This is a genomic window from Microbacterium sp. OR16 (assembly GCF_047306725.1).
Lineage (GTDB): Bacteria > Actinomycetota > Actinomycetes > Actinomycetales > Microbacteriaceae > Microbacterium.
In genome coordinates, this window is sequence record NZ_JAZEXK010000001.1 from 664514 (window position 1) to 684141 (window position 19628).

Below are 19628 nucleotides of genomic sequence, written 5' to 3' on the forward strand. Positions count from 1 at the left end.
ATGAGCGATTCGCGCACGACGCCTTCGGCGCGCCCAGCGCTGCCGCTGTGGGCCGCCGTCGCGATGGCGGCGATAGCCGGTGTGCTCATGGCGCTCGCTTTTCCTGCCGCGGCGATCTGGCCGCTCGTGTTCGTCTCGCTCGCCGTGCTGCTGCCCGCCTTGCGTGGAAGACGGGTGGGCGGGGCTCTGCTGGTCGGCCTCGGCTACGGACTGGTGTTCTTCGCGCTGCAGGTCTCGTTCACGGCGCGCTACCTCGGTCCGGTGCCCTGGATCGCTCTGACGGTCGTGGAGGGCGTGCTGACGGCTGTGGCGCTCGTGCCGATCAGTCTCGCCTATCACTGGCTGCCCGCAGCCTGGCCCCGCAGTCGGGCTGTCGTGCTGCCCTTCGTCGTCGCAGGTCTCTGGACGACGCACGAGCTGTTCCTCGGCAACTGGCCCTACGGCGGGTTCCCCTGGGCGCGCCTCGGCATGACGCAGGCCCAAGGGCCGTTCGCGCCGGTCGCCTCCTGGCTGGGCGTGAGTGGCCTGACGTTCCTGATGGTCGCGTTCGTCGCGCTGCTGATCGAGCTGATCCGGATGCGGGGATGGCGACGTCCGACGCGCCTGATCGCCCCTGCTGTGACCCTGCTCGTGCTGCTGCTGACCCCGCTGTTCCCGACCGCTGCGTCCGGAGAGATGCGCATCGCCGCAGCGCAGGGCAACGGCACCACGGGGTACTTCGACGAACGCGAGCCGTACGGGGTGATCACCGCGCAGACGGACGCCACGAGGTCGATCGGCGACGAGGACGTCGATCTGCTCGTCTGGCCGGAGGGCGGCGTCGACTACGACCCGTTCCAGGACGAGACGACCGCGAGACGGCTCACCCGTCTGGTGAACGAGTTCGATGCGCCATTGCTTGCGAACACCGCCACCGAGCGCGGTGAGCGGATCTTCAACACGTCGTTCCTCTGGACGCAGGACGGCGATGCCACGCAGCTGCACGACAAGCGGCATCCGGTGCCCTTCGGGGAGTACGTCCCGGATCGCGACTTCTACTACGCACTGGCCCCTGATCTCATCGGGCTGATCGGCCGCGAGTACACCCCCGGCAGCAACCCGCCGCTCGTGCGCGTGGACGGAACGGGAGTCGGGCTCGCGATCTGCTTCGACGTCATCTACGACGAGGTCATCCGTGAGAGCGTGACGCAGGGCGCAGAGGTGCTGGTCTTCCAGACGAACAACGCCGACTTCCGCGGAACGGACGAGAACCTGCAGCAGCTCGCGTTCGCTCGCATGCGGGCCATCGAGACCGGCCGCAGCGTGGTGAACGTGTCGACCGTGGGCACCAGCCAGATCATCCGGTCCGACGGATCGACCGTCTCGACCCTGGACGCCGATGAGGCCGGGGCGCTGCTCGAGGATGTCGAGCTGCGCTCCGGCCTCACGGCTGGGGTCGTGCTGGGGCCGTGGGTTCAGCTGGGGATGCTGATCTCGCCGGCCGTGCTGATCGTCGCCGGGCTGCTGGCCCGACGTCGACGCTGAATCAGGCGCCGATGCGGTGGCGGTTGGGGTCGTCTCCCGCGCCGCGGCGGGCACGGATGTAGGCGAGCCGCTCTGCGAGGAGCTCTTCGAGCTCATCGCGGGTGCGGCGCTCGAGCAGCATGTCCCAGTGGGTACGTGCCACCTTCTCGTCGTTCTCCTCGATCTTGACGGGCGCACCGTCGACCTGCAGCACCGCTTCGGCGCCGCAGTGTCGGCACTCCCAGGTCTGCGGTGCCTCAGCGTCGGCGGCGAACATCAGGGTGGTCTCCTGGCCGCACGTGTCGCACTTGTACGCGGTGGCGCGTCGCTCCATGAAGACGACGCCCTCCTCGCTCTGAAGGCTCTGGGCACCCAGCCGGATGCCGCGAAGGCTGCGATCTGCCATTGTGTGGTCCTCTCGTCGCTGTCAGGTATAACGCTCGCGCCTGTGCGCTTCATCCACAGCGGCGAAAACGCGTGGGAACTCACAGCGGAATCCCAGGGCGTACGCGAGGCAGGATCGATCAGGAGAGGGCGTCCACCGCGACGTCGGCACGATCGGTCACGATCCCGTCGGCGCCGTCGGCGACCAGTCGCATCATGTCGTTCGGGTCGTTGATCGTCCAGACGTGCACCTCGACTCCGTGTCTGCGCGCGGCCCGCAGCAGAGAGGGAGTGAAGAGGCGGATGCCGCGATGAGCCTCCGGGATCTGCACGGCGTCGACGTCTCGGAGCGCCCGAGCGGGGGAGAGGCGAGCGGCCGAGAGCGCGCGCAGTCGGGCGATCACCGAGCGGCCACCCGACGTGGCGGGTCTGATCTCCGCCCCGGCGTCCACGGTCGCACGCAGCGCGGCGAGACGGTTGCGATCGGAGAAGCTGGTCACCAGCACGCGATCCGCGTGCGGCGCGAGCACGGCGCCGAGCGGCACGGATGCCTCAGCCGTCTTCACGTCGATGTTGAACCGGGTGTCGGGGAAGGCGTCGAGGGCGTCCGCCACCGCGAGCAGTCCGCCGTGCCCGGAGAACAGCCGCTCCAGCTCTCTCGTGCGCACCGAGCTCACGGCGCGAGGATCGCCCGCGACGCGCTGCAGCGTCTCGTCGTGGAACAGCACGACGTCGCCGTCTGCCGTGACTCGGCAGTCGGTCTCGATGTACTCCGCACCGGCCGCGTGCGCTGCGGCGAAAGCCGCAGCCGTGTTCTCCCAGACCGTCGTCTGGCCGCCCTCGGAGACCACGAGCCCTCGATGGGCGAAGATCCGCGGACGCCTGCTGCCGGAGAGGAACGGATGCGTCACGCGCTGCGCGGTGGCTCGCCGGTGCCGTCGCCGCGTGGGGTGAACGCCGATCCGATGCCCTTGAGGGCCTCGGTCAGCTCGCTCGGGATGATCCAGAGCTTGCTCGACTCGCTCTCGCTGATCTTCGGAAGCATCTGCAGGTACTGATACGCGAGCAGCTTGTCGTCCGGCCGCCCCTGGTGGATCGCGCCGAACACGTTCTGGATCGCCTCGGCCTCACCCTGGGCGCGCAGCACGGCGGCCTGCTTGTCGCCCTCGGCCTTGAGGATCGCGGCCTGCCGCTGCCCCTCGGCCTCGAGGATCTGCGATTGCTTCGATCCCTCGGCGGTGAGGATCGCGGCACGCCGGTCGCGCTCGGCGCGCATCTGCTTCTCCATCGAGTCCTGGATCGAGACGGGCGGGTCGATCGCCTTCAGCTCGACGCGCGAGACACGGATGCCCCACTTCCCGGTCGCCTCGTCGAGCACGACCCGCAGCTGGCCGTTGATCTCGTCGCGGCTGGTGAGCGCCTCCTCGAGGTTCAGACCGCCGACGACGTTTCGCAGAGTCGTCGTCGTCAGCTGCTCGACCGCGCCGAGGTAGTTCGCGATCTCGTAGGTCGCAGCGCGGGCATCCGTCACCTGGAAATAGACGACGGTGTCGATCGACACCACCAGGTTGTCTTCGGTGATGACCGGCTGCGGCGGGAACGAGACGACCTGCTCGCGCATGTCGATGAGCGGACGGAGCCGGTCGATGAACGGCACGAGGAGATTCAGTCCCGGCTGCAGGGTCTTGTGGTACCGGCCGAGGCGCTCGACCACGCCGGCCGTCGCCTGCGGGATGATCCGGATCGCGCGGGCGATCGTGACCAGCACGAAGATGATGACGGCGATGGCGAGGATCCACGCGATGGCGGTCGGAATGAACGAGACGTCGTTCATCATGCTCCTATTCGATGACGGGACGGACGATGGCGGTTGCGCCGCTGATGTCGACCACCGCGATGCGCGTGCCGGTGATGATGGGTGAGCCGTCGGCGCTGCGCGCGGTCCAGATGTCGCCGTTGCTGAGCTTGACCTGACCGGTGATCTGGGTGACGTCGAGCAGCGCGGTGCCGTGCAGGCCCTTGAGTGCGTCGACATTCGACTTCGCCGGATCCTCGCCGCGCCGCAGGCGGTGCAGCAGGGGAGGGCGGAGGAAGAAGATGAACATCGCCGCCGCGACGGCGGCGACGATCAGCTGCGCCCACCACGGCAGGCCCAGGAGCCCGGCCACCAGACCGAGCAGACCGCCGAACGACAGCATGAGGAAGGTGAAGTCGAGGGTGAGCATCTCGATCACCAGGAACAGAGCGATGAGCACCAGCCAGGCGATCCACGCCCACTGCCCGATGTCGGCTAAGAATGTCGCCAGACCGTCCATGCGCCCTCCTGAGCGTCAACCTACCACGGGGCCAAGGCCCGGGTCCTGACGGGCCGCCGTTGTAGGGTGGAATGTCGCCATCCGGGCGATCGCGCGCATCCCGAGGAGCAGAGATGACCCAGGTCCTTCCCGCCGGATCCCTCGACGGCAAGGTGGCCCTCGTCACCGGATCGTCGCGAGGCATCGGCGCCGACACTGTCCGCTACCTCGCTGAAGCGGGCGCCGATGTCGTCATCAACTTCCGCAACAAGGCACCCCGCGCCGAGAAGCTCGCGAACGAGCTGCGCGCCCTCGGCCGACGCGCTCTGGTCGTCGGCGCCGATCTCACCGACCCCGACTCGGTGTCGGCGATGTTCGATCGGGTGCGCGATGAGTTCGGGCGCCTCGATGTTCTCGTGCTCAACGCCTCCGGCGGCATGGAGTCGGGCATGGCCGAGGACTACGCCCTGAAGCTCAACCGCGACGCGCAGGTGAACGTGCTGCAGACCGCTGAGCCGCTGCTGAGCGACGAGGCCAGGGTGGTCTTCGTCACCAGCCACCAGGCGCACTTCATCCGCACGACCCCGACCATGCCCGAGTACGAGCCGGTCGCCCGCTCGAAGCGGGCGGGCGAGGACGCCCTGCGCGAGCTCATCCCCGGCCTCGCGGAGAAGGGGATCGGATTCACCGTCGTCTCGGGCGACATGATTGAGGGCACCATCACGGCCACTCTGCTCGAGCGCGCCAATCCGGGCGCGATCGCAGGCCGCCGCGAGTCGGCCGGCAAGCTCTACAACGTCTCGGAGTTCGCCGCTGAGGTGGCCAGGGCAGCTGTGGATCCGGTGCCGGCCGACAACACCCGGCTGGTGGGGGACACGTCGGACTTCGTCGCCGAATGATCACGGCGTGACGGAGGAGGCGACCCGCGCGGGTCGCCTCCTCCGTCACCGTCCGGTGTCAGATCGCGGGGTCGGCGACCGGCGCGGTGCCGACGTCCTTGAGCGCGAAGGCTCGAACCAGCTGCACGACGCCCAGCGCGACCAGAGAGATGCCGAGGATGATCCAGAGCACGGTCGCCGCATACAGCGGCGACAGCAGCACCACGATGCCGGCGACGATGCCGAGCAGCGCGTAGAGCAGCGTCCACACCTTCGACGCATCGTGCCCCATCAGGCTCAGCGCCACGACGCCGTCGGCGATCCAGCTGACGCCGATGAAGATCGCGACGACGATCGCGAGCGTGACGGTCGCGGCACCGAGATTGGCGAACGCGATGACGCCCGTGGCGATGAAGAGAAGACCGAGCACGATGTGGCCCGCCCGCACCCACCCACCGCCCCTGCCTGAGAAGACTCCCAGGCCGAGGTAGACGAGTCCGCTGACGATGAGGTAGCTGGCGAAGATCCCGGTGACGATCACCGCCGACTTGGCAGGCCAGATGAGAAGCACGATGCCGGCGATCAGCGTGATCGCGCCGGCGATGCCGAGGAAGATCCGCACGGAGCGCAGGAACCCCGGGTCGGTGAAGCGGAGAGCGGTCATGATGATCCTTTCGTGGAGCGGACCCTTCGCGCACACGCTATCGGATGCCAGGATCGGGATGTGGGACAGAGTGCTGAGGACTCGTATCGACTCGCCGAGCTGACCAGACTGCGTCGGGTGCGCGACCGGATCGATCGCGAGTACGCTCGCCCGCTGGACGTCGAGACGCTCGCGCGAGGGGAGCACATGTCGGCCGGTCACCTCAGCCGCAGATTTCGTCAGGTGTTCGGTGAGTCCCCGTACTCGTATCTGATGACGCGCCGCATCGAGCGGGCCATGGCGCTGCTGCGCCGCGGAGACGTGGGGGTGACTGAGGCGTGTTTTGCCGTCGGCTTCTCATCGCTCGGAACGTTCAGCACCCGCTTCAGCGAACTGGTCGGCGTCTCTCCGAGCGCCTACCGGCGGGATCCGGGACTGGGCCCGGGCATCCCGTAGTGGGTCGAGAAGCAGGCCACCAGACCGATCAGGAATCGAGAAGCGACATCGCACGGGCGTGAGTAGCGTCAACGCCATGAACAACATCACCATCAGCGTCAGCTTCCTCCCGCACATCGCCCCGGAGGCATCCCTCGCGTTCTACCGCGACGTCCTCGGATTCGAGGTCCGCAAGGACGTCGGATACGGGGACATGCGGTGGATCACCGTGGGACCGGCCGGGCAGCCCGACACGTCGATCGTGCTCACCCCTCCTGCCGTCGACCCCGGCATCAGCGACGATGAGCGTCGCACCATCCTCGAACTCATGGCGAAGGGCAGCTACGCAGGGGTCGTGCTCACCGCCGACGACGTCGACGCGGCGTTCGCCGAGATCGAGGCGAAGGGCGCGGATGTCGTGCAGGAGCCGATCGACCAGCCGTACGGCGTGCGCGACTGCGCGTTCCGCGATCCTGCCGGTAATTTCGTCCGTATCAATCAGTTCATCGCCTGACGCGTGCGCCGCCCGGCATCCGAATCCATCCCATCGAAGGAAGCACCGTGCCACAGGACCACCCCGCCGACAGCCACGACGTCATCCGCGTCGAGGGTGCACGCGAGAACAATCTCAAGGATGTCTCGGTCAGCCTGCCGAAGCGACGTCTGACTGTGTTCACCGGTGTCTCGGGCTCGGGCAAGAGCTCACTGGTGTTCGACACCATCGCCGCCGAATCGCGCCGCATGATCGACGAGACGTACAGCGCCTTCGTGCAGGGGTTCATGCCGTCGGCGCCTCGGCCCGACGTCGACGTGCTCGAGGGCCTGACTACGGCGATCATCGTCGACCAGGAACGTCTCGGCGCGAATCCGCGCTCGACCGTCGGCACGGTGACCGACGCGAACGCGATGCTCCGCATCCTCTTCTCGAGGTTCGGCGAGCCGTACATCGGGGGACCGACGGCGTTCTCGTTCAACATTCCCACGCAGAAGGCTAGTGGCGTGATGACCGGGCCGAAAGGCGAGAAGAAGATCGTCAAAGACGCCGTGTACCTCGGCGGCATGTGCCCCCGCTGCGAGGGCAGGGGAGCGGTGTCGGACATCGACCTCGCCCAGGTGGTGGACGAGTCGAAGTCGCTGAACGAGGGCGCGATCATGGTGCCCGGCTACACCGCCGACGGGTGGATGGTGAAGGGCTTCTCGGAGTCGGGGTTCTATCCCGCCGACAAGCCGATCTCGTCGTTCACCGACAAGCAGCGGCAGCTCTTCCTGTACGGCGAGGTCACCAAGGTCAAGATCTCGGGGATCAACATGACGTATGAGGGGCTGATCCCGAAGATCACTAAGTCGATGCTCTCGAAGGACATCGACGCACTGCAGCCGCACATCCGCGCGTTCGTCGAGCGGGTGGCGACGTTCAAGACCTGCCCCGAGTGCGACGGCACGCGCCTCACCGAGGGAGCGCGATCGTCGAAGATCGACGGCGCCAGCATCGCGGACGCATGCCGGATGCAGATCACTGATGTTGCGGCGTGGGTGCGCGGCCTGTCGCTGAGTGGGGCGGGTCCTCTGCTGGATGCGCTGCGTGCGAACCTCGATGCGTTCGTCACCCTGGGGCTCGGCTACCTGAGCCTGGAACGACCCTCGGGAACGCTGAGCGGGGGAGAGGCGCAGCGCATCAAACTGCTGCGCCACCTCGGATCTTCCCTCACAGACGTCACCTACGTCTTCGACGAGCCGACCATCGGGCTGCATCCGCACGATATCGAGCGGATGAACACGCTGCTGCTGAGGCTGCGCGACAAGGGCAACACCGTGCTCGTCGTCGAGCACAAGCCCGAGACGATCGCGATCGCGGATCGCGTCGTCGACCTGGGCCCAGGAGCGGGCAGCGCCGGGGGAGAGGTCTGCTTCGAGGGCACCGTCGCCGAGCTGTCGCAGAGCGGCACGCTCACCGGGCGTCATCTGCACGATCGTGCGTCGCTGAAGGATGCCGTGCGAGAGCGCAGCGGCGTCATCGAGGTGCGCGGCGCGGACGCGAACAACCTCAAGGACGTCGACGTAGACGTGCCCACCGGGGTGCTCACGGTCGTCACGGGCGTCGCCGGCTCGGGGAAGAGCTCGCTCGTTCACGGATCGATAGCGCCGATGGACGGCGTGGTCGCGATCGATCAGACGGCGATCAAGGGCTCGCGCCGCAGCAACCCGGCCACCTACACGGGGATGCTGGAGCCGATCCGCAAGGCGTTCGCCAAGGCCAACGGCGTGAAGCCGGCGCTGTTCAGCGCGAACAGCGAAGGCGCCTGCCCGAGCTGCAAGGGATCGGGTGTGATCGTCACCGAGCTCGGATTCATGGACACGATCGAGACGCCGTGCGAGGACTGCGGGGGCAAGCGGTTCCAGTTGGGTGTGCTCGACTACAAGCTGGGCGGACTCGACATCACCGAGGTCCTCGACCTTCCCGTCGCCGAGGCACGCGCGTTCTTCTCGGCGTCCGAGACGAAGATCCCCGCCGTGGTCTCGGTGCTGAGCCGACTCGAGGACGTCGGGCTGGGATATCTGACCCTCGGACAGCCGCTGTCCACTCTGTCCGGCGGAGAACGCCAGCGACTCAAGCTGGCGATTCAGATGGGGGAGAAGGCCGACGTGTACGTGCTCGACGAGCCGACCACCGGCCTGCACCTCGCAGACGTCGAGAACCTGCTGGGTCTGCTCGACCGCCTGGTCGACGCGGGCAAGACCGTCATCGTCATCGAGCATCATCAGGCGGTGATGGCGCACGCCGACTGGATCATCGACATCGGACCGGGAGCCGGACACGACGGCGGACGTGTGGTCTTCGAGGGGACGCCGGCGAACCTCGTCGCCTCGCGATCGACGCTCACCGGCGAGCATCTGGCGGAGTACGTCGGATGACGGCGCAGGAATCCATCGACGCTCGCATCCTGAGCTACTACGGCGAGCTGTTCGATGAAGGGGCGCGCGTTACGACCCGGTCTGCGCAGGGCCCTGTCGAGTTCGCGCGCACGCAGGAGATCATCCTCGAGCGCGTCTCCGCCGGGCGCGTGCTGGACATCGGCGGCGGCGCCGGTGTGCACGCGCGGGCATTGCAGTCCGCCGGCTTCGAGGTGGAGGTGATCGACCCCGTGCCGCGGCACGTCGGTCAGGCTCGGGCCGCCGGCCTGAGCGCCCGGATCGGCGACGCCCGCGCTCTGCCGTTCCAGGATGCCGAGTTCGACACGGCGCTCGTGCTTGGGCCCCTGTACCACCTCGCCGCTCGTGAAGACCGCCAGCTCGCGCTGCGCGAGGCGGCGCGCGTCGTGCGCCCCGATGGTCTGATCTTCGCGGCGGGGCTCTCGCGATTCATCGCATTCGGGAAGACGACTCTGGCCCGCGGCATCCCCGACCCATATCCCGATGAGTGGGTCGCGGTGGCAGCCAGGGGAGAGCCCGCTGCCGGGATGCGGTTCCCCGCCGGCCACTTCCACACTGCCGAAGAGCTTGACGAGGAGGCGCGCTCATCCGGACTGGAGGTCGAGGCGGTGCTGGGCGTGGAGGGTCCCGCCGGTTCACTGCTGGAGTCGCTGGAGGGTGCAGGGGAGGAGCTCGTGCAGGCAGCGCTGACGGTCGCCCGCGCTGCGGCTTCTGTTCCCGGTGTGCGCGACATGAGCGCGCACCTCATCGCGGTCGCGCGCGTTCGGTCATGAGTCGCGCTGGGCGACGATCGTATACGTGCAGGGGATGAGGTCGCGCTCGGATTCCGCCCACGCGTAGCCGCCCGCGACCTCGACCATGCGAGGGCTGAACTGCCAGGGGAGCGTGCGGCCCTCATCGAAGTGCAGCAGACGCATCCCGTTCGCCAGCAGCACGCCGATGATTTCCGAGAGCGGGTGCGGCCACTCGTAGGTGCGCGAGTGCTCGACCGTGCCGTCACCGATGTACGTCGAGGGGTCGTCCCACAGCTGCGCGCGACCGTCGCCGAAGTACGGGTATCTCGTCGTCAGCTCGGGTGCCTCCTCGTCGAGCGCGTACAGAGCAGGATGTCCATCGCGGATGTAGAAGATGCCACCGGGTCGCAGCAGCCCGTGGATCTGCTCGGCCCAGCGGTTCAGGTCTTCGAGCCAGGTGATCGTTCCGATGCTGGTGTAGACGACGTCGAACTCTCTGTCGACGGCGCGACGTGCATCCAGCACATCGGTCTCGACCCAGCGCGCCTGCACGCCCGCACGCGCAGCGAGGCCGGCGGCCACCCTCAGCGCCGGCCCGGAGAAGTCGACTCCGGTCACATTCGCACCGGCCCGCGCCAGCGATACGGTGTCCGTGCCGATGTGGCACTGCAGATGGCAGAGATCCAGACCTGCCAGACGCTGCTGAGGCAGGAAGCGCTCGAGCACCGGCAGGTCGTCGCGGACGACATCGCTCAGGTGGGACGGATCGTCGTATCTGTCGAGTCCGTACGCGGCTTCATGCAGCGGCACGCGGTCGTTCCAGTTGTCGTGATTGGCTCGCCGCGCGGATTCCCAATCGATGCTGACGTTGCTCCCGTTCACGCAGGCGAGCATATCCGAGACGGACACGGCACCACAGAGGTCGCCCGCTCACGATTCGCCTCAGCGCACGGTGCAGCGATAACCGATAATGCACATTATGTCAGTACGTCTGATTCCACACCTCGCCCGCGAGCGGCGAACCGACAGGGTCACTCTCGCTGCAGAGTGCGCTCGACACTGAGCCTTGGAGTGCGCCATCGTCGCTCCGGACCCGCCGCTGGTAGGCGGTGAACACCCGGTCGCTCACCACAATCCCGGCGATGCGGCCCTCGTCGGTGAGGACGCGTTGGATCTCGGAGGAACCATCCGGATCCAGCCGCATCGCAATCCTGCGCGAGCACCTTCAGATTCTCAGCGATTGCCGGTGGCGTGGCATCCGAGACCCCGTCCGAAACACCCCTCCCCGTGTCCGCCAGAACTGCGTCGGCCTGCCATCGAACACGGCTGCGGTGGTTTCCATACCTCCATTGAACACCGGGCCACCGACATTGACCGGTCGAGTATCGCCAGGTCAACGGCATTTTCCGAGATCACCTAACCTCTGCTATTCACTCTCGGTAGCAGGCGCCCCGTAGACGTCCAATCCACCGGGAACGATCCGCACCGTCGCCACCGTGCTGCCCTGCTCGAGGACGGAGACCTCCCCGTCGTGCGCAACGTTCACCGCCGCGCCCGTCGACGAGCGCGCCTCGATCCGCACCTGCTCGGCGGTGAACGCCTCTATCGTCGCGAGCGCGGCGCGCCCGGGCACCCGATCGAGAAGCCCTGATGCCCGCACGCCGAACGCCAGCGCGACGAGTCCGCGCAGCCGCGGCATCCGGCCCCGCGCATGGAGCACCCGCACATCCAGAACGCCGTCGTCGAGGCGACGTCGCTGCAGCGGCACCATCGACGCCGATGAGTTCTGCCCTGCGGCGACCGCGACCGACCAGACGCGCGCCGCGCGCCCGTCGACGCGCACGTTCAGCGTGTGCGCCCGCGCCAGCACCCGCACCGCTGCGATCAGCGCGGCGACCGGTTTGCCCAGCGCCGACTCCATCTCTTCGCGTTGCGCGACGAAGCCGGGATACACGCCGATCGAGGCCGCGTTCATCACGGTCACCGGCCGCCCGTCGTCGATCGTCAGCTCGGCGACGTCCACGCGCCGGCCCGCACCGTCGCGCACCGCCTGCACCGCATCGTCGATCGTCTCGGCGCCTGCCGTGCGCGCGAAGTGGTTGAACGTCCCACCCGGGAAGATCAGCAGCGGAAGGCGAGCCCCGCGTGCGGCGTCGGCGGCGGCGGCGACGGTGCCGTCCCCGCCCCAGACGCCGATGACGCGGGGCGCGTCGGCTCCGGACAGAGCATCGCTCACCAGTTCCGCGATGCGCTCACCCTCCGCGAGAACGTGGATGCGGGCGTGCGGAAGCTCTCGCGAGATGAAGCCGCGGGGCTCCGGGCGCAGCGGGTCGATGCCCGAAGCGACGTTCACGAAGATCAGTGCGCCTTCGCCCTCCGGCAGCGCCGGGAGGGCGATCGCCGGACCGAGGTGCGCGGGCTCCATGCGTGCGGGCGCCGGCACCAGTGTCCGACCCAAGACCGCGACGGCGGCGCCCAGCGCTGCTCCCCCGATCACGTCCGAGAGCCAGTGCGCACCGGTGTGCAGACGCGAGTACGCCACCGCGGCGCCGAGCGGTGCCAGCACGGCGCCCGAGCGGCCGGACTCGAGGCCGACGCCGGTGACGAAGGCCGCCGCCGATGCCGAGTGACCCGAGGGGAACGAGCCGGACGTCGGCGTCCGCGTGAGGCGTCGCGGCACCGGGACGTCCTTGAGCAGCGGCCGGTCACCGCCGAAGATCTGCTTGCCGACGAGGTTCGCCAGCGCACTGCCGACGATCAGCGATGCGATCCCGCGCACCGCGCCGCGGCGCGGCTTGCCGCCGAGCACGTAGAGCGCCGCGGCGATCTCCAACCACAGACGGCCGCGGTCCGCCCGGTGCGACAGCCGGGCCAGCCTGCGGTCGAGCTGAGGCACATGACGATGGTGGTTGACGGCGTGCGATGCGCGCGCGTCTATGTGCCGCACCCAGCGCGGCAGGATGCGCACGCGCCGCAGGGCGATGATCGGATGAGAGAGCCCCTTCATGGTCTGAGAGTAGTCCCCGACAGCCCGGTGGCGAACAGCACCGTCGTGAACAGCACCGTCAAGTACAGCGTCTCGGGATCAGACCAGCGGCGCTCGGACGGGCAGCCGGTCATGCTCGATGAGCCAGCGCACCGACTCGAGGATCGCCGCTTTCCGGTTCGCAGTGCGGGGCGTAGCCGAGACGCGCCCGTGCCTTGTCGATGCTGAACACCTGACTGCGCTCGAGATGACTGCGGCTGACGTCGGCATGCTCGGCGGTCGTCTGCTCCCGGAAGTGAGTCCGGCTCACGCTGCGCATCGCCGAGACGCCGCCGAACCATCCCGAGCCGATGTCGATGTACCCCCGCACGCTCAGTGCGGTCGGCGCGACGATGTTGAAGTCCTCCCCCGCTGCCGCATCCCGGTTCTCGACCGCTCGCTCGAACGCCTGAGCGACATCGTCCGCGTGCACATGATGCAGCGTCTCGGTGCCGCTGCCGGGCACGTCGATCGTCCGACCCGATGACAGCGCCGTCCACAGTGTCTCGTCCAGATTGCCGACCGGCCCGATCGGCTGCCAGCCGGGACCCACGATATGGCCGGGGTGCAGTGAGGTGGTGATCAGTCCCCCGTCTGTGGTCTCCCGCTTGAGCGGGTCGGCGATGCGCGCCTTCTGGATGCCGTACTGGTCGCGCGGCTGATCGGTGCACGCCGGATCCTCCGCGATCGGAAGCTCTCGGCTCGCGCCGGACGGGGAACGAGGAACGAGCCGATGTGGCCGCTGCCGTCGGTGTACGGGGTCGCAGCGCCTCTGCTCACGCGGTAGGCGACGCCGACGGCTGCGGGGTCGACAGCGTCACGCCCTCCGTCGCCCCACCGGCTCCGCCCTCGGGTGTCGGCTCCGCCTCGTCCTCTTGATTCTCCTCCGCCTCCTCCGCTTCCTCCCGCGCCTCCTCCGCTTCCTCCCGCGCCTTCTCGGCATCCTTGCGAGCCTTTTCGGCTGCCTTCTCGGCAGCCTTGCGCTGCTCTTCGGCTGCCTTCTCCGCGGCCTTGCGCTGCTCTTGCGCCGCCTTCTCGGCCTCCTTCGCCGCCTTCTCCTGCGCCTTGCGGTCCTGGTCCGAGCGCTGGTCGGTCTGCGGCTCGTCCGCCTCATCGTCGGGTGCGATGGCCGGCACGGCCGGCGTCGCGGGGGCGGAGGGGCCGATGTCGGCCGGGGTGGTCGCCACCGGTTCGGGGGCGGCGCTGCCGTTCATCCATACGCCGGCGAGAACGGATGCGGCGACCGCCGCAGCCGCCACCGCGCCGATCACACCGACACGCCGCCTGGGGCGGCTCGAGCCGCGTCCTGCCTGCGGGGGTGTCGGAGACGATGCACCGGTCGCCCGCGCAGCGGACGTCTCGGCAGGAAGCATGCGTGTCGGCGTCGTCATCGCGGCGGTCGGCGACTCCGCGTCCGGCGTCGAGGCTGCCGCGGGCGGCACGGCGCCGGCGGCAACAGCGGCGGGCACGGTGGGCCGCGGCGGCCGGCCCGCGGCGAGATCGGATGCCGCGGCGAAGACGTCCGAGGCGGTCGGACGATCGGCGGGGTCTGTCGACGTCATCGCCGTCAGCAGATCCGACCAGCCCGAGCCGAACTCCGTCGGCACCTCGGGTCTCGCCGTCAACCTCGCCATAGCGGCGCCGATGCCCTCGGGCTGAGGAAACGCGCGGGTGCCGGTGAGTGCCTCGAGCATCACCAGCCCGAGCGAGTAGATGTCAGCCGGCGGCGCGGGCATCGCGCCCTGAAGCTGCTCGGGTGCGATGTACGCGGCGGTCCCGATCACGATGCCGGGCGAGGTGAGTCGCGCGGCATCCACCAGAGCGGAGATGCCGAAGTCGGCGAGTTTCGCGCCCGATCGGCTGGCGGGAAACGGTGCCTGCGAGATGAGCACATTCGACGGTTTGATGTCGCGGTGCACGATGCCCGCGCTGTGCACGACGTGCAGCGCCTCCGCCAGGTCGGCCGTCAGCGCGGCGACGTCGGCGGGAGCGAGGGCACCCTGCCCGATCCGGTCGGCGAGGGTGGGTCCTTCGACATACTCCATGACCAGGTACTCGGGGCGCCCCGGTTCGAGCTGGGCGTCGTAGAGGGTGACGAGACCCGGATGGTTGAGCGAGGCGAGCGCCGACATCTCGCCCCTGGCCCGACCGGCCGCCGCATCATCGCCCTCCAGCTCGGCGCGAAGCAGCTTGATCGCCACGATGCGTCCGAGAAGCGTATCCTTCGCGCGGTACACCCGCGCCATCCCGCCCTGCCCGACGCATTCGAGGATCTCGTAGCGTGCGTCGATCAGCCCGTGGGTGGGCTGCGAATCGTCGTCGGTCATCGAGTCCTCCCGTCGCCTGTTCGGCCCAGCGACGAGACCACTCTAGGCCGACATGATGCGCAGCCCGATGGACTTGACAGCTGCGCCATGCCGGCGCTCACCAGGACTAGCCTTGACGAGTGAGCGCTACTCCCCTCCCCCGCACCTCTCCCGGATGGCGAGCCTGGGTGGTGTGGGGCGTGGCCGTCGCCGCGTACGTCCTCGCGATCACCAACCGCAGCTCGCTCAGCGCAGTGGGCGTGGATGCCGCCGAGCGCTTCCAGGCCGATGCGGCGACGCTCTCCCTGTTCGCGGTGGTGCAGCTCGCCGTGTACGGCGGCCTGCAGATCCCCATCGGGGTGCTGCTCGACAGATACGGTTCGCGTCCGATCATGGTGATCGGCATGCTGCTCATGGCGCTGGGACAGTTCGTGATGGCGGTGTCGCCGAGCATCGGCATCGCCCTCGTCGCGCGCGTCCTGCTCGGCGCCGGGGACGCAGCGGTCTTCCCTGCCGTGCTGCGTCTGGTCGCGACCTGGTTCCCCGCTCAGCGCGGACCGGTGATGGGACAGCTGACGGGTCTCGTCGGCCAGACCGGTCAGCTCATCGCACTTACGCCTCTGGCCGTGCTGCTGCACTCCACGAACTGGACCATCACGTTCGGCAGCGTCGCGGGACTCGGCCTGCTCTTCGCCATCCTCGTCTGGATGCTGGTGCGCAATCATCCCCCCGAGCGCAGCGCCGACGTCACGGTCAACACCGAGACGGGCGTCGTGCAGGTGATCACCTCGGCGATCGACACCGGCGTCGGCATCCGCGCGGCGTGGGCGCATCCCGGCACCCGGCTGGCGTTCTGGTCTCACTTCACCACGCCGTTCGCCAGCACGGCGTTCCTGCTGCTGTGGGGCATGCCGTTCCTCACGGCAGGGCAGGGCCTCTCCCCCGCCGCCGCAGCCACCGTGCTGTCGGTCAACGTGCTCGTCAGCATGGCGCTGAGCCCTGTGCTGGGCACGCTGTCACGACGCATCCCCACCCGCCGGTCGCTCGCGCTCGTGCTGCCGAGCATCGCCATCCAGCTCGCCGCGTGGACCACGGTGATCCTCTGGCAGGGACCCGCGCCGATCTGGCTGCTCATCGTGCTGGTGGTGTGCCTGGCCGCGGGCGGACCGGCATCCATGATCGCGTTCGACCACGCCCGAACGCACAATCCGGCCCACCGTCTCAGCACCGCCACCGGCGTGACCAACTCCGGCGGATTCCTCGCCGCGCTCATCGCGATCTTCTTCATCGGGCTCACGCTCGACCTGCAGGGCGCCGGCACGCCCGACACCTACTCGCTCGATGCGTTCCGGTTGGCGTTCGCCGCCCAGATCCCGCTCTGGCTGCTCGGCGCGTCCTTCATCATTCGGGAGCGCAAGAGCACCCGCATCCGGATGGGCCTCGACCCCGAGCGCAGACGTCGCCGCTGATCGCGGCGTCAGCGGCCGAGACGCAGTGCCTGGAAGGTCTGCAGGATCAGCGCGACGCTGAGATGCGACGGGATGCCCTGGTCGCCCTCCTCGAACTCCGCCAGCTCCACGCCGAGCACTCGTGCGGGGTCGATCGCGGCGAAGATCGCGGCGACCTCATGCGGCAGCATGCCCGCGTCCACGCGGTACGCGGCGGGGATGTACCCGGGCTCCAGCACGTCCCAGTCGATGTGGATCCAGACATCCCGACCGGCGACGATCTCGCTGACGCGGTTCGGTGAGCTCTCCGCCGGCGTGAGCACCGTCACACCGTGCTGATCCAGCAGCAGCCGCTCCGCCGGGTCGATGTCGCGTCCGCCGACGATCACCACCTGCGCCGGGTTCAGTCCGGCCCCGTGCCCGCTGTCCCACAGTCCGCACGCGGCCGCCACCACCATCCCGCCGAGATAGCCCGACTCCGTGGTGTCGGGTGTGTTGAAGTCGCCGTGTGCGTCGATCCACAGCACGACGGCGTCGGGATGGTGCTCGGCGACGGTGGGCAGCGTGCCGATGCTCGCCCCGCAGGTGTTGGTCGCCAGCACCGGGGTCGCGTCGCGTGCGAACGCGTCGCGGACGGCGTCTCGAAGCGCGTGCAGTGTCGCAGTCGCCGCCGGCAGGCACTCCGACCAGTCGTCGTCCTTCGCCGCGGCGGGCGTGCCGACCACTCGCGCGTCGACGCCGAGCATCCGCGACAGCGCCCGCCCCGTCTTCAGCGCGCCGGGGAGGGCTCCGCCGGTGCGGTCGCCGACGCGTCCCTGCGAGATGATCAGCTCGATGGGCCTGGCCATGGTGCTCCTTCTGGTCGGTGTGGGTTGCGCGCGGTGGGCTTGGGGCAGCGCGGGTCAGCGGCGCGGGGTCCAGCCGAGCGGTCGCACTCCCCCGCGCCCGCCGCGCTCGACATCGCCGCGCGTGGACCAGCCCTGCGCCGCGTCCGGTCCGTCGAAGCCGCCGCGCGCGAGCCGCATGCCGACGTCGTCGTGATGCATGCGCGGAGCGCCTCCGCGGCGGACGGATGCCCGGACGCTCCACGTGTCATCGGCGAAGCCGCCGCCGCGGAACACGCGGTAGTCGTCGTAGCGCTCGGGGTCGAGGAAGTCCCAGCACCACTCCCAGACGTTGCCGAGGGTGTCGAAGAGGCCGTGCAGATTCGGTAGCTTCATGCCGACGTCCTGGGGCGCTCCGACACCGTCGAGTGACGTCCAGGCGATCTCGTCCAGCGGACCGTACTGCGGCCCGACCGATCCGGCGCGGCAGGCGTACTCCCACTCCGCCTCGGTGGGCAGGCGGTATCCGTCGCTGTCGACGTGCCAGGTGACGTCCTCGCCGTCGAAGGAGTAGGCCGGGTCGAGTCCCTCCCACTCCGACGCCGCATTGCAGAACCTGATCGCCCGGAACCAGCTGAGATCGCGTGCGGGGCGTCGCGGGTGCTGAGCGGCGATGCCCAGCACTTCGGCGAGCTGCCCCTCGGTGACGGCGAACACGCCGATCTCGAACGGCTCGAGCGCGACGGGCCGATGCTCCTTGCGACGCGCGTCGTGCAGTGTCACGGCGCCGCCGGACAGGGCGCGCATCTCCCACAGATCCACGTTCAGCCCTGCACAGACACGGTGCCGGTGCTTGGGGTCGTCCGCCTCTCGAGCGGAACCGCGAACACCCTCAGGAAGAACTGGCACAGCGGCCCGACGAGCACGGCGAAGAGCACGGTGCCGATGCCGACGATCCCGCCCAGCGCCCATCCGATGAGCACGACCGTCACCTCCAGGCATGTGCGCACCAGCCAGATGGGCCGTCCCAGGCGCACGTGCAGCCCGGTCATCAGCCCGTCCCGAGGACCGGGCCCGAAGTGCGCGCCGATGTACAGGCCCGTGGCGGCCGCCAGCACGATCAGGCCGATGGCGAACAGCAGCACCTGCTGCCACAGGTGCTCGCCCATAGGGATGACCAGGAACCCGACGTCGGCGGAGGGACCGACGAGCAGAGCGTTCACGACCGTGCCGGCGCCCGGTCGCTGCCGGATCGGGATCCACAGCAGCAGGACGATCCCGCTGACGATCGTCGTCACGACACCGAAGCTCAGGGGCACGTGCCGGGTGATGCCCTGGGTCAGCACGTCCCACGGTGCGGCGCCGAGCGCGCTGCGCACGAGGAAGGCGATGCCGATGCCGTACAGGAACACTCCGACGAGCAGCTGGATGATGCGTCGCGGGATCCGCCTGCCGCGGGCGGTGATCATCTCGGCACCATCTCGGCCCAGGCGGGGAACTTCGCGACTCGTCCATCGCCTGATGATGTGCGCGTCACCCGTCGCTTCACCCAGGGCCCGACGAACTGCCGGTAGTAGGCGAGACCGACCGGGCCTGCCGGATGGTCGGTGCTCAGCGCCCACCACTCCTCCGGGGGCTCCAGCCCGACCGCGTGGAGCACGCGGGCGGCGACCCGATGGTGCCCGTTGGCGTTCATGTGCAGACGATCCTGCGACCAGTATCGCGGTCGGGAGAGCTCGGCGTCGGGCCAGTTCAGCGCGCGGATCACGTCGGGGCGATCCTCGACGCGCCGCAGCACCGCGGCCGACAGCGCGTCGCCGCGACGCTGGAAGACGGGACCCATCGGCAGCTGCGCGCTCGGGTTCGCGCCGGAGAGCAGGATCAGGGTCACCCCCTCCTCGTCGCAGCGCCGCAGCACGCGCGAGAAGGCGTCGGCGATGTGCTCGATGTCGGCGTTCGGCCGGAGGATGTCGTTGCCCCCGCCGTTGAACGACAGATGCGTCGGCCGCAGCGCGAGCGCCGGCTCGAGCTGCTCCTCGACGATGGGCCAGATCAGACGACCGCGGATGGCGAGGTTGGCGTACTGGATCGGCTCGTCCAGGGCATCCGCCCATCCTTGCGCGGCAAGGTCGGCCCAGCCGCGCACGCCGCCGCCTGGCAGCTCGTCGCCCACACCCTCGGTGAAGGAGTCTCCGATCGCCACGAACCGCACAGCCGCCATGG

General features: G+C 69.1%; 20 protein-coding genes and 1 pseudogene. 7 read left to right on the plus strand and 14 right to left on the minus strand.

Translation table 11 applies throughout. The annotated features are described in order from the left end of the window. Entirely contained in the window at positions 1 to 1524 is a 1524-nt protein-coding gene (gene lnt / locus V2S05_RS03245; RefSeq protein WP_413633856.1) for an apolipoprotein N-acyltransferase, read from the plus strand. A 1-nt stretch (position 1525) separates the two neighbouring features. On the opposite strand, the gene V2S05_RS03250 is transcribed toward lnt, so the two are convergent. From V2S05_RS03250 to V2S05_RS03265, 4 genes are all read right to left on the minus strand, one after another. Then, positions 1526 to 1909, minus strand: a complete 384-nt coding sequence (locus V2S05_RS03250) for an RNA polymerase-binding protein RbpA (RefSeq protein WP_271637654.1) — start codon at positions 1907 to 1909, stop codon at positions 1526 to 1528. A 118-nt stretch (positions 1910 to 2027) separates the two neighbouring features. Then, the gene (locus V2S05_RS03255; protein ID WP_413633858.1) at positions 2028 to 2798 is read right to left on the minus strand and encodes a glycerophosphodiester phosphodiesterase family protein; all 771 of its coding nucleotides are present in this window, start codon (positions 2796 to 2798) and stop codon (positions 2028 to 2030) included. Next, positions 2795 to 3721, minus strand: a complete 927-nt coding sequence (locus tag V2S05_RS03260) for an SPFH domain-containing protein (protein ID WP_271639651.1) — start codon at positions 3719 to 3721, stop codon at positions 2795 to 2797. The genes V2S05_RS03255 and V2S05_RS03260 overlap by 4 nt, the downstream gene beginning before the upstream one ends. Positions 3722 to 3728: 7 nt before the next feature. After that, complete coding sequence (locus V2S05_RS03265) at positions 3729 to 4202, minus strand: NfeD family protein (protein WP_413633859.1); 474 nt, start codon at positions 4200 to 4202, stop codon at positions 3729 to 3731. 113 nt (positions 4203 to 4315) lie between these two features. Here V2S05_RS03265 and V2S05_RS03270 point away from each other — a divergent pair, with 113 nt between their 5' ends. Continuing rightward, positions 4316 to 5080, plus strand: coding sequence for an SDR family oxidoreductase (locus V2S05_RS03270; protein ID WP_413633861.1), 765 nt, complete (start codon positions 4316 to 4318; stop codon positions 5078 to 5080). 58 nt (positions 5081 to 5138) lie between these two features. Here the strand turns inward: V2S05_RS03270 and V2S05_RS03275 are convergent, their stop codons facing one another. Continuing rightward, positions 5139 to 5723, minus strand: a complete 585-nt coding sequence (locus V2S05_RS03275) for an HdeD family acid-resistance protein (protein WP_413633863.1) — start codon at positions 5721 to 5723, stop codon at positions 5139 to 5141. A gap of 60 nt (positions 5724 to 5783) precedes the next feature. Here V2S05_RS03275 and V2S05_RS03280 point away from each other — a divergent pair. The 4 genes and pseudogenes from V2S05_RS03280 to V2S05_RS03295 all read left to right on the plus strand — a co-directional run. After that, positions 5784 to 6155, plus strand: a pseudogene (locus tag V2S05_RS03280) (helix-turn-helix transcriptional regulator); the annotation flags it as partial. A gap of 79 nt (positions 6156 to 6234) precedes the next feature. Continuing rightward, positions 6235 to 6651: a VOC family protein gene (locus V2S05_RS03285; RefSeq protein ID WP_413633865.1), complete on the plus strand. Its 417-nt coding sequence runs from the start codon at positions 6235 to 6237 to the stop codon at positions 6649 to 6651. A 47-nt stretch (positions 6652 to 6698) separates the two neighbouring features. Further along, positions 6699 to 9050 (plus strand): ATP-binding cassette domain-containing protein, encoded by a 2352-nt coding sequence (locus tag V2S05_RS03290; RefSeq protein WP_413633866.1) that lies wholly within the window; start codon positions 6699 to 6701, stop codon positions 9048 to 9050. Beyond that, a complete protein-coding gene (locus tag V2S05_RS03295) occupies positions 9047 to 9841 on the plus strand; it encodes a class I SAM-dependent methyltransferase (RefSeq protein WP_413633867.1) in 795 nt (264 codons plus the stop codon). The genes V2S05_RS03290 and V2S05_RS03295 overlap by 4 nt, the downstream gene beginning before the upstream one ends. Here the strand turns inward: V2S05_RS03295 and V2S05_RS03300 are convergent. From V2S05_RS03300 to V2S05_RS03320, 5 genes are all read right to left on the minus strand, one after another. Beyond that, the gene (locus V2S05_RS03300; protein ID WP_413633868.1) at positions 9836 to 10684 is read right to left on the minus strand and encodes a class I SAM-dependent methyltransferase; all 849 of its coding nucleotides are present in this window, start codon (positions 10682 to 10684) and stop codon (positions 9836 to 9838) included. The genes V2S05_RS03295 and V2S05_RS03300 overlap by 6 nt on opposite strands. Before the next feature lie 100 nt (positions 10685 to 10784). Next, positions 10785 to 11006 (minus strand): hypothetical protein, encoded by a 222-nt coding sequence (locus V2S05_RS03305; RefSeq protein ID WP_413633869.1) that lies wholly within the window; start codon positions 11004 to 11006, stop codon positions 10785 to 10787. Positions 11007 to 11228: 222 nt separating this feature from the next. Continuing rightward, entirely contained in the window at positions 11229 to 12809 is a 1581-nt protein-coding gene (locus V2S05_RS03310; protein ID WP_413633870.1) for a bifunctional phosphatase PAP2/diacylglycerol kinase family protein, read from the minus strand. A gap of 109 nt (positions 12810 to 12918) precedes the next feature. Continuing rightward, complete coding sequence (locus V2S05_RS03315) at positions 12919 to 13515, minus strand: NAD-dependent epimerase/dehydratase family protein (RefSeq protein WP_413635215.1); 597 nt, start codon at positions 13513 to 13515, stop codon at positions 12919 to 12921. A gap of 88 nt (positions 13516 to 13603) precedes the next feature. Beyond that, the gene (locus tag V2S05_RS03320; protein WP_413633872.1) at positions 13604 to 15154 is read right to left on the minus strand and encodes a serine/threonine-protein kinase; all 1551 of its coding nucleotides are present in this window, start codon (positions 15152 to 15154) and stop codon (positions 13604 to 13606) included. Between the two features lie 119 nt (positions 15155 to 15273). Between V2S05_RS03320 and V2S05_RS03325 the strand changes: the two genes are divergently transcribed. Further along, positions 15274 to 16602 carry an MFS transporter gene (locus V2S05_RS03325; protein WP_413633873.1) on the plus strand — a complete coding sequence of 443 codons (1329 nt, stop codon included), beginning with the start codon at positions 15274 to 15276 and terminating at the stop codon, positions 16600 to 16602. Between the two features lie 8 nt (positions 16603 to 16610). On the opposite strand, the gene V2S05_RS03330 is transcribed toward V2S05_RS03325, so the two are convergent. Genes V2S05_RS03330 through V2S05_RS03345 form a run of 4 tightly spaced genes read right to left on the minus strand, consistent with a single transcriptional unit; the run spans position 16611 to position 19626 of the window. After that, the gene (locus V2S05_RS03330; RefSeq protein ID WP_413633874.1) at positions 16611 to 17429 is read right to left on the minus strand and encodes an arginase family protein; all 819 of its coding nucleotides are present in this window, start codon (positions 17427 to 17429) and stop codon (positions 16611 to 16613) included. Positions 17430 to 17483: 54 nt separating this feature from the next. Then, positions 17484 to 18212, minus strand: coding sequence for a formylglycine-generating enzyme family protein (locus V2S05_RS03335; RefSeq protein ID WP_413635217.1), 729 nt, complete (start codon positions 18210 to 18212; stop codon positions 17484 to 17486). 17 nt (positions 18213 to 18229) lie between these two features. Continuing rightward, entirely contained in the window at positions 18230 to 18874 is a 645-nt protein-coding gene (locus tag V2S05_RS03340; protein ID WP_413633875.1) for a YczE/YyaS/YitT family protein, read from the minus strand. Beyond that, positions 18871 to 19626 carry an SGNH/GDSL hydrolase family protein gene (locus tag V2S05_RS03345; RefSeq protein ID WP_413633876.1) on the minus strand — a complete coding sequence of 252 codons (756 nt, stop codon included), beginning with the start codon at positions 19624 to 19626 and terminating at the stop codon, positions 18871 to 18873. Before V2S05_RS03345 ends, V2S05_RS03340 begins: the two co-directional genes overlap by 4 nt. Between the last annotated feature and the right edge of the window lie 2 nt (positions 19627 to 19628).

Excerpts from the sequence above, each read along its gene's own strand:
- lnt (WP_413633856.1), top strand. The coding sequence starts at position 1 with ATGAGCGATTCGCGCACGACGCCTTCGGCGCGCCCAGCGCTGCCGCTG.
- V2S05_RS03250 (WP_271637654.1), bottom strand. The coding sequence starts at position 1,909 with ATGGCAGATCGCAGCCTTCGCGGCATCCGGCTGGGTGCCCAGAGCCTT.
- V2S05_RS03260 (WP_271639651.1), bottom strand. The coding sequence starts at position 3,721 with ATGAACGACGTCTCGTTCATTCCGACCGCCATCGCGTGGATCCTCGCC.
- V2S05_RS03265 (WP_413633859.1), bottom strand. The coding sequence starts at position 4,202 with ATGGACGGTCTGGCGACATTCTTAGCCGACATCGGGCAGTGGGCGTGG.
- V2S05_RS03270 (WP_413633861.1), top strand. The coding sequence starts at position 4,316 with ATGACCCAGGTCCTTCCCGCCGGATCCCTCGACGGCAAGGTGGCCCTC.
- V2S05_RS03275 (WP_413633863.1), bottom strand. The coding sequence starts at position 5,723 with ATGACCGCTCTCCGCTTCACCGACCCGGGGTTCCTGCGCTCCGTGCGG.
- V2S05_RS03285 (WP_413633865.1), top strand. The coding sequence starts at position 6,235 with ATGAACAACATCACCATCAGCGTCAGCTTCCTCCCGCACATCGCCCCG.
- V2S05_RS03295 (WP_413633867.1), top strand. The coding sequence starts at position 9,047 with ATGACGGCGCAGGAATCCATCGACGCTCGCATCCTGAGCTACTACGGC.
- V2S05_RS03305 (WP_413633869.1), bottom strand. The coding sequence starts at position 11,006 with ATGCGGCTGGATCCGGATGGTTCCTCCGAGATCCAACGCGTCCTCACC.
- V2S05_RS03310 (WP_413633870.1), bottom strand. The coding sequence starts at position 12,809 with ATGAAGGGGCTCTCTCATCCGATCATCGCCCTGCGGCGCGTGCGCATC.
- V2S05_RS03320 (WP_413633872.1), bottom strand. The coding sequence starts at position 15,154 with ATGACCGACGACGATTCGCAGCCCACCCACGGGCTGATCGACGCACGC.
- V2S05_RS03330 (WP_413633874.1), bottom strand. The coding sequence starts at position 17,429 with ATGGCCAGGCCCATCGAGCTGATCATCTCGCAGGGACGCGTCGGCGAC.
- V2S05_RS03335 (WP_413635217.1), bottom strand. The coding sequence starts at position 18,212 with ATGCGCGCCCTGTCCGGCGGCGCCGTGACACTGCACGACGCGCGTCGC.
- V2S05_RS03340 (WP_413633875.1), bottom strand. The coding sequence starts at position 18,874 with ATGATCACCGCCCGCGGCAGGCGGATCCCGCGACGCATCATCCAGCTG.
- V2S05_RS03345 (WP_413633876.1), bottom strand. The coding sequence starts at position 19,626 with ATGGCGGCTGTGCGGTTCGTGGCGATCGGAGACTCCTTCACCGAGGGT.